A 12,323-nucleotide genomic window follows, 5' to 3' on the forward strand; every position below is an offset into this window, starting at 1 on the left:
TTACGCGGTTTCAGGCGTCTGAAGTGTCGTTGCAACAGCGCGTTCCAGTTCGGTCGCCAAGACCTGCGAGCTACAGACCACTTCGGAAGCGACCGACTCGAACGCTGGTCGATGCTGCGGGTCGTTGAGCACGACGACCACGGTTTCGACATCGAACTGCGTCCGAAGCAGTTGTGTCACAAGGAACGCCCCGTGGTCCGTCTGCATCGATATCAGGGCGACATCGGTCGTCTGGGCCCCAGCGTCCCGGAGAACAGCGCGCTCCCGCCCGTCACCGACTACCACGCGGGTGTCGTCGGGCGTTTGCCCGGCAACGCCGTCGTGGTCGGTGACGAGACAGACATTGGTGCTTCGGTCTAACGTCGTTACTACCTCAGACCCGACGTGCCGGTCGCTGATGACCAGTACCGACGGAGGGTCGATGTCGTCGTCCACTCGCTCGCGGAGTGCGGTAAGAGATATCATTGGGTTCGTAGCGGCCGGAGCGACCCGGCCGACACGCACCCATTGGTTCCGATAGCCGATAAATATCTAGGATGAAATTCCGATTCCGGACTATTATGATTATATAATCAATATTCGGAAGGTTATATTAGCTAGTGTCTGCATCGGCATCGTCGTGCCCGAACTGGTGGAACGGCCGGGTGTACTCGTTCCGAATGAGGTCCTCGTCGACGACTTCCAGTCCGATATCGTTGAGGTCCCTTCCGATGCGGCTCAGGTCGTTTCCATCAGTTCCGACAACCTCGACGTGGACGTTGTCGGCCCCAGTCATGACTTCCCTGATGGCGACGACACCGGACACGTCGAGTGCCCGCTGTGCGACCTCCTCACGCTCGTGGATTGGAGCCGTACAGACAATGAGCGTATGGAGTTGATACCCCGCGGCCTCGTAATCGACATCGACATCGTAGCCGGCGATGACGCCAGCGTCTTCGAGCTTCGTGATGCGGTTCCGAACAGTTCGTGCGGAGACGTCAAGCGATTCGGCTATCTCACTCGCTGACGTGTGTCTCGCATCCTGCTGGAGCGCGTAGATGATGTTCCGGTCCAAGTCGTCGATAGGGTACTCCGCGTCGGCCATGTCGATTGTTTCGGCGGCTACCAGTACAAAGGTTCAGGATATTGGACCGGACGCTGTGGTCTCGTCCGGCTGTTTTCGACACTCATCTGTGCCTCGCCAGCAGCGCGGAGGGAGTCGCTACGCGGGTTCGAGGCAGACGCCGCTGTGTCTCAGGGAAGCACCGACTGTTCGGTGAGTGCCACGGTTACCGATGGGTGGTATGCGACCCAGTCGGCATCCTCGCCTGTGCGGTAGGAGAGGGGAACTTCGTCAAAGTAGCCCTGCAGCGTGTACGTGCCGGCCCCTGAAACCCGCCGCCCGATGAGTTCGTACTGCCGCTCAATCGATTCAGCAGCCGCTAGCGTTCCAGTGAGTGGGGCGCCGTCTTTACTCGCCCCGCTTGGCCGTACCTCGACGGTATCTGCCTCCGTATACTCGTCAGCCAGCAGTAGAATGTCAGCAGACACCGACTCTCCCGCTAGAGCCAGTCCTAACACCCCGAGTGGCCAGACGCCGGTGTTCTTGATGATAACGTCCTGTGTCCCAGTGTTTCGGAGCGCTATGTTCAGCTGCCCGGGACTCTCGATTGTTATTTCTCGGTCGACCGGTGTCACATCGAGTCCCAGCGGGTGCGAATCATCCTCGGTTTCCACGCTGGAGATAGTGTACTCAGGATCGCCCAGGCAGCCGGCGAGTCCGGACAGCGCCGCTGTCGACACGGTCAGATACCGGCGGCGGTTCATGCGTCCACCTCCGTAGCGCGGGCGGAGCCATCGGTCAGTGTCATGAAGATGTCCTCAACTGTCGCGTCTGAGGACAGGTCACAGGTGTCTCGGAGCGCCGGCAGGGTTCCTTCCACAATGAGGTCCCCCTCGTAGAGAATCCCGACGCGGTCACAGACCAGATCGACCTGACCGAGGACGTGGCTGGAGAAGAATACTGTTGCACCACGTTCAGACTCGGCTTCGACGACATCCCGCACCAGCGCGACACCGTGGGGGTCAGGCCCGGTGAACGGCTCATCAAGAATCAACAGATCCGGCTGCCCGACAAGACTCATCGCGAGTGCCAACCGCTGTTCCATCCCCTGTGAGAACTCGCCAGCGGGTCTTTCAATAGCATCCACCAGTCCGACGCGCTCAAGCAGTGCTCGCGGGTCGTCGTCCGCACGCTTCGTATCAATCACCAGTTCGAGATGCCGCCGCGCGGATAGCGACTCGTAGGTCTCGAAACGGTCGGGACAGATACCAACGCGCTGATGACAGGCGACGACATCGTTCCACGGGTCGTGGCCGAGAACGCGCGCTGTCCCCGACGTTGGTTTGATGTAGTCCATCAGCAGATTGATCGTGGTCGACTTGCCAGCGCCGTTCGGGCCGAGGAAACCGTACACCTCGCCCTGTGCAACAGTCATGTTCAGCGCATCAAGCGCAACAGTCTCGCCGTACTGTTTCGAAAGCCCATCGGTCTCGATTGCCGGTGGCGTCACGCGAGGTCACCTCGGTTGAATCGATACCGGGCCAGTGCCAGCGGGACAACTCCCCAGAGAAGCAATACGACGAGGGCTATTGATTCATGGAGATAGGCCGGGACTGGCTGTCCACTGAACGCTGCGTCGACGACGTACTCGTTGACCGAGTGCCCGGGATACAGTACCGTGGCGACTGACGTGTACTGGCCACCGGAGTTCGCCAGCCCGAGTATCCAGTTCGTGACAGTTCGGTACGCTCGACCCGGCGAAAACCGAAGGATAGCGAACAACAGGCCGTCAGCCGGCGGGCTGAGCGGATTCACTGCGTTCCCGGTCACAGCCGAGTAGAGACGGACACCAACGATTTTCCACCCCAGTGTCAGCAGCAGAAAGAACCCGCCAAAGAGCACGGCGGTTACACGGACTGTGCTGGTCGTCACTGCCGATGCCGCTGTTGCGATCGACACGAGCACAGCGATGTACAGCACCGTCACCAGAAACACGCCGATGAAACGTAACGGGGAGAACAGACCAAACTTCACACCACCAATAACCCCAAGAACAACTGCTGAAAGGGCAAATGGCAGCACAGCGCCGACGCTCCGACCGACGACTTTGCCGATGAGGATATCAGTCCGTGTGAGGGGCAATCCAAGCAGGAATTTCAGACTGCCCGATGTGCGCTCCTGAATAATCGACCGATACGTCAGTAACAGCACACAGAGCGGAAGGAGGATCGACCCGGCTACCTGCACGAACCCAACCGTAACGTCCGGGCCAAGCAGATCCCAACTGATGTAGGTGGGACCGTATCCCCAGACGACGAGCAGGGGTGCAAGTATCCAGGTTCCTTTCGATTTGAGCAACGCAACTGCCTCTTTCCGTGCAAGGGGAAACCATCGGGGGAGGGCCATGTGGTCGGGTTTGAAAGTGTAGTATATAAAACACACTGTCAACTGCTGCTATGTTTAAACGAAAACGAGCTATCGCTCCGGTTGGGCCTGAAAGGCACTGGCGTCCCTGCTTAAGACCAACCGTGTTCTGAGAGTGCCCTACCCTCGCCTCGAAAGACTGTTCTTAAGTTGTGGCCACAAGAATGAACAGCCATGGAAAACCGAACTTACACGGCGGACGCAACGCCGGGTGACACGGTCACCGTCGCCGGCTGGGTCCACGAGATCCGAGACCTCGGTGGTATTGCCTTCCTTATCCTTCGAGACACCACCGGAAAGATACAGGTCAAATTCGAGAAAGACGAGATGGACGACGACCTCGTGGAGACGGGGCTGAACGTCCAGCGTGAATCGGTCATTTCGGTGACCGGTGCTGTCGAAGAGGAGCCACGCGCGCCGACCGGTGTCGAGGTCACACCGGAGTCCGTCGACGTGATTTCGGAAGCCGACCCCGAACTGCCGCTCGACCCGTCAGGGAAGGTCGACGCCGAACTGCCGACCCGCCTCGACAACCGCACGCTCGACCTCCGCAAGGACGAGGTGAAGGCCATCTTCGAGATCCGCGCTGAGGTCCTCCGGTCGGTCCGCGAGGCGTTCCGAGAGCTCAACTGCACGGAGATCAACACGCCGAAGATCGTCGCCACGGGGACCGAGGGCGGTACCGAGCTGTTCCCGATCACGTACTTCGGCCAGGAAGCGTTCATGAACCAGAGCCCGCAGCTGTTCAAGCAGCTGATGGTCGGCTCCGGCCTCGAACGCGTCTTCGAAATCGGCCCGATCTTCCGCGCCGAGGAGCACAACACGCCACGGCACCTCAACGAGGCGACCTCCATCGACTTCGAGTCGGCCTTCTACGACCACACCGAGGCGATGGACGCCTGCGAACACGTCGTCAAGTCCGCCTACGAGGGCGTCGCCGAGAACTGTCAGGACGAACTGGAAGCCCTCGGTCTCGAAGAGGAGTTCGAGGCCCCCGAGGGCGACTTCCCACGGCTCACCTACGAAGAGGCGCTCGACAAAATCAACGCCACCGGCGAACTCGATGAGCCGCTGGTGTGGGGCGACGACCTCTCGACGGAGGCCGAGCACGTCCTCGGGCAGGAAGTCGGCGAGCACTACTTCATCACGGACTGGCCCAGCGAGATCAAGCCGTTCTACATCAAGGACCACGACGACGATGAAGCGGTCTCGACCGGCTTCGACATGATGCACCCGTCGATGGAACTGGTCTCAGGCGGCCAGCGTGAGCACCGCTTCGACCACCTCGTCGAAGGATTCGAACAGCAAGGGCTGGACCCGGAAGCCTTCGAGTACTACACCAAGATGTTCAAGTACGGGATGCCGCCACACGCCGGCTGGGGCCTCGGCGGCGAGCGCCTCATCATGACGATGCTCGGGCTGGAGAACATCCGGGAAGCGGTGCTGTTCCCGCGAGACCGGCAGCGTCTGTCGCCGTAGGCGACGACGCGACTGCCGAGCGGGAGCTTGTGAGGCGAGCGGAGCGAGTCTCACAGTGTCGTCGGCTCGCCGTGGCGAGCCGACTGCAGGCGATTCCGTAGGAATCGCCCCGTTCCCGCGAGACCGGCAGCGTCTGAGCCCGTAGGAAGCGAGGTTTTGACCGCAGGGAAGAACCCCGGTAACGCGAGCAGAGCGGGACCGAAGGTCCCGCAGGCAGTCGGGCGGTACCACCGCCCGACGACGGGGAGAAACGACCCGCGAGCGGCGAAGACCTGAGAGCCAGCGGGACGAGCGTAGTGAGTCCCGCAGGACCGACAGCAACTCTCGCCGTAGAAATCGAGGGTCTGACCCCGAGGAAGACCCTCGCCCTGTCTCGCAGTGATTCAACTTTGCCAAGCGTAGGGTGTTAAACGTGGACAGCCGCAGGGCTGCACACCGAGTTAGCACGAGGGCGGGGGCCGACCTGCCCCTGACTATGCGTTTGCCGCCGCCTGCTTCAGAATCTGAGGAGCGACCACAACTTCGAGGACAGCGATACCGAGTGCAACATACCGTATCGTTCCTTCAAGGAGGAGGAACGCGACAGCCGCGACGACCGTGGCGCTGACCAATGGGATACCGTAGCGAATGGCTGGATTTTCGAATGGGGAGGGCATACAGACTAGTCACTTGGGCAGCATAACTTATCTTTTCTGCATCTGCTACTGTACGGTCAGGGATAGAGAACGGCCAGAATACGGCCAAGGATACGCGAGCAGGAGGATACTGCCCACGTCTCGATGCGCTACTCAGTCGTCTGCGGGCGCAGCGCCGCCGGAGCCAATGCCCATCCCGGACCCTGAGACGGTGCCTTCGTTGGCGGCGACCCAGCGCAGGAGTAGGAAGGCGAAGACGTACTTTGCGAGGATGTCCAGCCCGGAGTAGCCCCACGAGGTGACGCCGACGCTCAGGAGGGCAACGCCCTCGGAGCCCAGCGCCCACAGAATCGGGTAGCCGAGCCAGAGCACCACAGTGAGAATCTTGAGCGTCCCGAATATCTCGCTAGTTCCGGCGGCCTCTGCGTCGGCCGGCCACTGGACGAGCAGGACGTACAGCACTGCGACGAAGAACGCACAGCTGATGCCGTAGAACACCCAGCGCAGCAGGTGCGAAGAGGTGATGAGCGCGGCGGCGAGGCCGGTCACACACATTCCGATGTCCATCGTGATTGCGGTGAACAGCGACGCAATGTCAGTGTCAGCCAGCAGGCCCAGCGCCAGGAGAATCATCGGTGTCGAGAACGTCCACGTCAGGTAGCGGCCCCACGGTGATAGGACCTCCTGTCCGGCGAGGGCGTGGCCCGGCGGCATCTGCAGAAACCCGACTGTCAGCCCGGAGGCTAGACCGGCATAGCTGGAAATCGAGACCAGCGGCACCAGCATCGTCGCGACCCAGATGAGTTTCGCACGGGGCGACTCGAGGTCTCGACCCATCGCGACGAACAGGAGGATGACGACGCCCGCCAGCGCGATGTTCACCCAGATCGATGAATTCAGGAGGAAATTCGACTGTATCTCCTGTAACACGTCTGACTGTGTCGCCTGAAGCACTGTCGTTGCAGTGGTACTGGCAGCTGTCATGTACACTAATTACGAAGAGAACACTTAAAGACGCGTACCCAAACGGTATCGGTATCCGCTGTTAGATTCGGGTTTCGGAAGGACAAGACCAGTCCCGGACACGAGGTGGAATTACTGTGTTAAACTGTCCCATACTATGCCTATCCACTCGCGTCAGCGGCGGGCAGGTCACTCCGGGAACAGCTCTTCTTCACGCTCGATGGCTTCGATGCGCGCAATTTCGGCGTCGGTCAGTTCCAGGTCGGCAGCGGCGAGGTTGGCTTCGAGGTGGGACCGTGAGGACGCCTTTGGAATCGTGACGACGTTCTCGTAGCTGGTCACCCAGGCGATGCTGACGGCGGCCGGCGTCGTCTCGTGCTGGGCAGCGATGTTGAGGATGGTCGGCTCCTCGAACACGCGACCGCCGGCCAGTGGTGCGTACGCGACCAGTGGGTAGTCGTGTTTCTGTGCGTCAGTGAACAGTGATTCGCGCCAGAACAGCGGATGGAACTCGACCTGATGTGCAGCAATCTTATCGAGGAACTCGCGCGCGTCAACCAACTGGTCCGGGTCGAAGTTCGAGAGCCCAACGTGCGCTGTCAGTCCCGCCTCGCGCACAGCCTCGACAGCGGGCAGGGTCGTTTCGGGGTCGTAGTCGCCACGTGGACGGTGGACGTACAGCAGGTCGACGGCGTCGAGGCCGAGCCGGTCGAGGCTCGCTTCCGTCGCTGGGCGGACAGCAGTTGCTTCAAGCGCGTCGATCCAGAGCTTCGTCGCGACAGTCAGATCGGCCCGGTCGGTGTCGGCGGCGGCGATGCCCGCGCCCACAGTGCTCTCGTTGTCGTAGATTTGAGCGGTATCGAGGTGGCGGTAGCCACAGTCAATGGCTGTCCGAACAACGGCTTCGTCCTCGATACCCATCGTACCGAGTCCGACCGGTGGAAGGTCCATGCATTCCAGTTGAACGCTGTGGTAAAAAATAGCCCGTCTCCACTAGTCCGTATCCCCCCAGATACGGCCTCTTGTCCCGTTAGAAGTCGGTCCGCTGTGTGACTGCCTGAGCGTGATCAGCCCACTTTTCGACGGTGGGCGACCCCCAGTACTTCACTGCGCCGCTTCGCTCGTCGTAGTCGATGAGTCCAATCCGGTGAAGCACTGGCAAGTGCTCCTCTTCGAGCTGTGTTCGGATAGTCGAGGGCGACGTGTCTGTTGCATCGACCGTGCTCGTGCCCTCCTGCTCCGATATTGCCGATGCTAGCACCGCAACGTTAGCGGTCGTCTGGTCACCGCTCGCGAAGTAGTGACAGACGGCACGGCGCCGCCAGTCAGCCAAGACCTCAAACACATCATCTACATCCACTGTAGACAGCGACCTGTCCGACGGCGTCATCCCACTCCACTGGTCACTTCGTGGCCCAGCATTCCTTTGGTTGCTCATTTGTGCGCACTGAATTAACTACTGCCAGAATCATCAACCACACGCCTAGATTACTAGGTAATGATCAAGAAGCGTATGTGAATTACTTACCAGTATAATTGTACTCACTACTAGCTATCAAAAATAGCGTCAATGAGGTTCCGTTCTGCTCGCCGGAGATGCTGGAGGAGTGTCGATGAAGCGATATCGAGCGTGGCCGCAAGTTGCTCAGCGTTCGTGTCTCGTGGCCAGGCGTAGTACCCGGCCAGAAATGCCGTGCGAAGGACTTCTTGCTGGCGATCAGTCAAGTGGTCACGCGGGTCCGATTCAGCGTCGAGTATGTCGTTTGGCTGTTTACACTCTTGTTTTGCCGTCAGCGCAAAATCAGGTGTACAGACAGCGAGTGCCTCCTGTATCGTGCGAGAATCAGCGCCCAGTGGTGCCTCGACAGTTATCGAAAGCGTCCCACCCTCTGCGACCAGCGTTCGGCGGCGAGCGCCGACATCAAGCAGGAGCGACTGGATGGTTTTCGTCACCTGCAGTTCGAGAATACCACCGTCGTCATCTGTGCGAACAACCCGCGAGTCGAGAATGTCCTCGTGAGAGCGAAGTTGCTCTGAGACTGCATCAGCCGGCCCTCCATCGACAGAAAGGTACAGGAGGTGGGTCGGGTCGATATCGACGGACCCGACAGCCTCGATTCGGCACCCGTATGCGTTCGCTACCGAGATGAGGGGCGTATCAGCGTTTCGCGATTCGAATGTCAGTTCGAGGATCCTGTCGCGGGAGAGCAGCCGCCGGTTCTGAACAGCCATAAACGCGAAGCCGAGCATCTCGCCGAGGACGGCGAAACTCTCTGCGACACGTGCCGTGAATCCATCCTGCTGGTCGGTACACACGCACAGGACTCCGTGGACGATGTCGCCATGAACGATTGGAATCGCCGCAATAGAGCGGGTTCCCCGGTCACTCTCGGTATCTTCCCACGACGTGGATTCGGTCCCGCTTTCGACGGTCGTCGTCTGAATCGTTCCCGTCCGAAGCGCCGTTTCACCCGGACCAGGGTCGGTCTGATCGGCACTGGTAATGCTATCGAGACACTCCTCGTCGTCGCCGGCGACCGCCTGTGGAGTGAGATTGCCGTTGCCTCCAGATCGCTCGCCGATCCAGGCCAGATCCCACAGCTCAGACTCGACAATCCGGTCACACACTGTCTCGGCGAGTTCGTCCTGAGTCGTTGTCGTTCCCAGCGCACGGATGAGATCCTGAACCAGAACGTTAACTCGGTCAAGCGTTACCAGCTCGTCACGCTGTCGTTCGATTGCGTTCTGACGTTTCCGCTCTTGGGTGATATCTTGGTGAATTCCGACAGCCCGGATCGCCTCGCCGTCGTCGTTCCACTCAAATACCTTGCCGAGGTCACGAATCCATCGCCAGTCCCCGTCTTTCGTCCGCATTCTGAATTCACACTGGTACAGCTCGGTTTCGCCAGTCTTCAGCTTCCCGAGCGCCTGTTCCGCTCGGTCGAGGTCGTCTGGATGGACGAGATCGGCCCACGACTCGTAGTGTGGCTCCAGTTCATCCTTGCTGTAGCCGAGCATTCCGGTCCAGTGCTCATCGAAGGTGACGTCGTTCGTTTTCGGGTTCCAGTCCCAGACGCCGAGTTCGGCACCCTTGAGCGCAAAGTTAAATCGCTCCATCATCTCCTGATACTCTCGCTCACGGCGCTTTCGCTCCGTAACGTCTCGGGCGACGCCGATGACTCCGTTGTAGTTGCCGGCTTCGTCGTGAGTCAACGTGTGGTTGAACGAGAGTTCTCGCTCGGTGCCATCCTTTCGTCGAAATGTCAGGTCGACGGTCGTGCTCTCCTGGTCAGGTGCTTCGAGTAACTCTTCGACGGCCGCCTGTCCCTTCGGGAATTCACCGGGTGCGAGGACTTCCAAAATGTGTGTCCCGCACAGTTTGCCCGGCTCGTACCCGAGAGTCGCCGCGAACGAATCGTTACAGAAGTCGATGACACCACGTTCATCGATCGTGTAGAGCCCGTCCTGTGCCCGTTCGACGAGGATATCAAGGAGCGCCGTGCGAGCGTCACGCCGAGCGGTCTCGGTGATGTCTCGTAGCAGAACGAGCGTGAGCCCACCCGTGGCGTCCGGCAGTTCGTACCCGTGCCGGAGGAGATACTGGTCGTGGTCCGTGCCGGAGACCCCGAGGGCAACCGGCTCGGTCGGGGAATCCCGGAGCCGCTGTAGCTGCCGACGGCCGCTGGGCGTGTCGGGCAGTGCCCTATCCATGGCGTCGTAGAAGTCCTCGACCCGGCAGGTCTCGTCGAGGCCGGAGACAAATGCCGACACCGCTTCGCTTGACCACTGTACTGTCCCATCATCCGCCAGCAGAACAGCGATTTCGTTCGCTTCAGCACGCGATTCAATTCCGGACACTGCATCCCGCAGCGCGGACTCGGTCCGGTCGACTGGGGCTGAGACGACGCTAACGATCTTCTCCGCCAGCAGCAGCGGCTGTCCGTCCGCCTGTTTCGTGACGACCGTCTCCGCGTCGTCGAAGACAGGCGCAACGCTGTCCGGCGCAGTGGCGTCGGTGTAGAGGACGACCGGGTAGCGGTCGTTCGACACCAGTGCAGCCGGGATATCACCCAGCCCAGTCGGGTCGAGGACGAGACAGGAGACATCCGTCGATGCGGCGGCTTCGAGCGCGGCATCTGTCGTTGCCACGCTCGTCACCGTTATTTCGGTGTGGTGGTCCGTCAGCCTCTCGTGTATCTGCTTTCGTGCCGTCGCGTCGGAATCGAGATACACGACTTCGATTTCCCGGCTGGCAGCGCCGGTCTGTCTCGCTCCCGCAAACGCGATGTCGTCGAGGTCGTTTCTAATCATCACCCTGGTATGCTGTTCAATCACGTTACTGCGGCGTAATAACTGTTCTGCGGCGACAGTGGTTGCCAGACAACGAACGCACACGTTCAACGACCACAGTGGCGAAACGTTGCGGATGGCACACGGCTTCTCTCGGAGCCTCCTGGCCATCGAATCCGGTGACACACCCGGCGTCAGTCGACAACGAACAGCCGCTCCCGAAGAGTCTCGGCAACATCAGTGAGGTGGGCCTGTCCGAACGCCGCGACCAGAAGCGCCCCGAGCGAATTGAACATCGTATCCCGGACCGTGTCATCAAGGCCGTGTTGCGCCAGCGGCATCGTGACACCCGTTTCGGTGGCAACGATATCGAGCGCGAACTCGAACAGTTCCCAGATCACGCCAAAGGAGAGCACCACGACGAAGATGTACACGAAAAAGACGCGTCTGGGGATGTGAATCGCGTCGTTGTGGAGGTCGATGGTCCGGGCTGTCGTATATCCGAACGCGGCAATGAGTGAGGCTGACATCGCGTGGGTGAGGTGGTCCCACCAACCGATCTGCCCGTAGAGCCCGGCTGAACCGAGCGTATGGAGGAACACCGCGGTCGTGATCCAGAGGGCGAGCCACGGGTCAAGCGCGAGATTGTAGTTTCGCCGCATCACCGCGGGGAGGAACGTGACGAGCAGACCGATACCGCCGTTCGTGATCGGCTTTGGCTGACCGGCGACGATGCCGTAGCCGACCAGTCCAAGCAAGACGAGTTGCATCGCGCGGGTGGTCCGTCGCTGGTTCCGCATCGACGGTCGGGGTAGCCTCATCGCTGCACCATCCGTCGGATACCACGCCAGAGACGGCGGTCCCGCCGTCTGAAGTAGCCATCGAACAGCACACCCGCGGCGAGTCCGGCAAGGGTGACGTACAGCCACTCGGTCATCAGCGCCTCGTTGGTCGTGAGATACGACGTCCCGAGAAACCGGTCGGCATTCCACCGGAAGACCGTCCAGACCGCCACCGCAGCAAGCGTCGTCAGGACGACGAACCCGATGGCGAACCAGTGCGTGAGCGCGAGATCGGTAAACATGTGAAGCTCAACGATGACGAGCAGGGCCAGTGCAGCAAGTGAGAGGTAGCTGGCGAAGGTTCCGACAGTGCCGCCGACGAGCCCGCGGGCTAAGATTGGGAGCAACGCGAGAACGAGCAACTCCCAGGGGAGCATCACGCGCCACTCGCGGAACGCCACCGGCGGGACGAGGACGACAAAGCCGACGACACTGACGAACAGTATCCACCGGTAATCAGCTTCCAAGACGCTTTCGACGAACACGGCCGTGAGAATCGCAACAAGCGCCCACGCGATGACCGCGTTGGTTCGCCCGTCACGAAAGAGCTTCTTGAACGTGTCCTCGAGGCCGATAGTCCCGGGACGACTGTCGGAACGGCCGGACCCATCGCTCATTGCAGTGAACTGTGGTACGACAGCGAATAAA

At 60.5% G+C, this 12,323-nt stretch carries 13 protein-coding genes; 1 reads left to right on the forward strand and 12 read right to left on the reverse strand.

Features of this window, described 5'->3' with window-relative positions; genetic code table 11:
- The 5 genes from BDK61_RS13245 to BDK61_RS13265 all read right to left on the reverse strand — a co-directional run bounded on the left by BDK61_RS13245 (position 1) and on the right by BDK61_RS13265 (position 3,448).
- Positions 1-465: an NAD-binding protein gene (locus tag BDK61_RS13245; RefSeq protein ID WP_004957556.1), complete on the reverse strand. Its 465-nt coding sequence runs from the start codon at positions 463-465 to the stop codon at positions 1-3.
- A gap of 127 nt (positions 466-592) precedes the next feature.
- Positions 593-1,084: an Lrp/AsnC family transcriptional regulator gene (locus BDK61_RS13250; protein WP_004957559.1), complete on the reverse strand. Its 492-nt coding sequence runs from the start codon at positions 1,082-1,084 to the stop codon at positions 593-595.
- 149 nt (positions 1,085-1,233) lie between these two features.
- A complete protein-coding gene (locus BDK61_RS13255) occupies positions 1,234-1,806 on the reverse strand; it encodes a hypothetical protein (RefSeq protein WP_121303468.1) in 573 nt (190 codons plus the stop codon).
- Entirely contained in the window at positions 1,803-2,552 is a 750-nt protein-coding gene (locus BDK61_RS13260; protein WP_121303469.1) for an ABC transporter ATP-binding protein, read from the reverse strand. Before BDK61_RS13260 ends, BDK61_RS13255 begins: the two co-directional genes overlap by 4 nt.
- On the reverse strand, positions 2,549-3,448 hold the full coding sequence (locus tag BDK61_RS13265) for an ABC transporter permease (RefSeq protein ID WP_004957568.1): 900 nt from the start codon (positions 3,446-3,448) through the stop codon (positions 2,549-2,551). Before BDK61_RS13265 ends, BDK61_RS13260 begins: the two co-directional genes overlap by 4 nt.
- A 192-nt stretch (positions 3,449-3,640) precedes the next feature.
- Between BDK61_RS13265 and aspS the strand changes: the two genes are divergently transcribed.
- A complete protein-coding gene (gene aspS, locus BDK61_RS13270; protein WP_121303470.1) occupies positions 3,641-4,945 on the forward strand; it encodes an aspartate--tRNA(Asn) ligase in 1,305 nt (434 codons plus the stop codon).
- 473 nt (positions 4,946-5,418) lie between these two features.
- Here the strand turns inward: aspS and BDK61_RS13275 are convergent, their stop codons facing one another.
- The 7 genes from BDK61_RS13275 to BDK61_RS13305 form a co-directional block, all read right to left on the reverse strand.
- Positions 5,419-5,601 carry a hypothetical protein gene (locus BDK61_RS13275; RefSeq protein ID WP_004957574.1) on the reverse strand — a complete coding sequence of 61 codons (183 nt, stop codon included), beginning with the start codon at positions 5,599-5,601 and terminating at the stop codon, positions 5,419-5,421.
- Between the two features lie 132 nt (positions 5,602-5,733).
- On the reverse strand, positions 5,734-6,564 hold the full coding sequence (gene hop, locus BDK61_RS13280; protein WP_121303471.1) for a halorhodopsin: 831 nt from the start codon (positions 6,562-6,564) through the stop codon (positions 5,734-5,736).
- Positions 6,565-6,732: 168 nt separating this feature from the next.
- Entirely contained in the window at positions 6,733-7,494 is a 762-nt protein-coding gene (locus BDK61_RS13285) for an aldo/keto reductase (protein ID WP_121303472.1), read from the reverse strand.
- 79 nt (positions 7,495-7,573) lie between these two features.
- Positions 7,574-7,933: a DUF7344 domain-containing protein gene (locus BDK61_RS13290; RefSeq protein WP_049919056.1), complete on the reverse strand. Its 360-nt coding sequence runs from the start codon at positions 7,931-7,933 to the stop codon at positions 7,574-7,576.
- 158 nt (positions 7,934-8,091) lie between these two features.
- Complete coding sequence (locus BDK61_RS13295; RefSeq protein ID WP_121303473.1) at positions 8,092-10,854, reverse strand: PAS domain S-box protein; 2,763 nt, start codon at positions 10,852-10,854, stop codon at positions 8,092-8,094.
- 173 nt (positions 10,855-11,027) lie between these two features.
- Positions 11,028-11,633 carry a hypothetical protein gene (locus BDK61_RS13300; RefSeq protein ID WP_007187684.1) on the reverse strand — a complete coding sequence of 202 codons (606 nt, stop codon included), beginning with the start codon at positions 11,631-11,633 and terminating at the stop codon, positions 11,028-11,030.
- Between the two features lie 17 nt (positions 11,634-11,650).
- On the reverse strand, positions 11,651-12,292 hold the full coding sequence (locus tag BDK61_RS13305) for a hypothetical protein (protein ID WP_007187685.1): 642 nt from the start codon (positions 12,290-12,292) through the stop codon (positions 11,651-11,653).
- Positions 12,293-12,323 lie beyond the last annotated feature (31 nt).

It is taken from the genome of Haloarcula quadrata, from assembly GCF_003634715.1.
GTDB classification, from domain to species: domain Archaea; phylum Halobacteriota; class Halobacteria; order Halobacteriales; family Haloarculaceae; genus Haloarcula; species Haloarcula marismortui.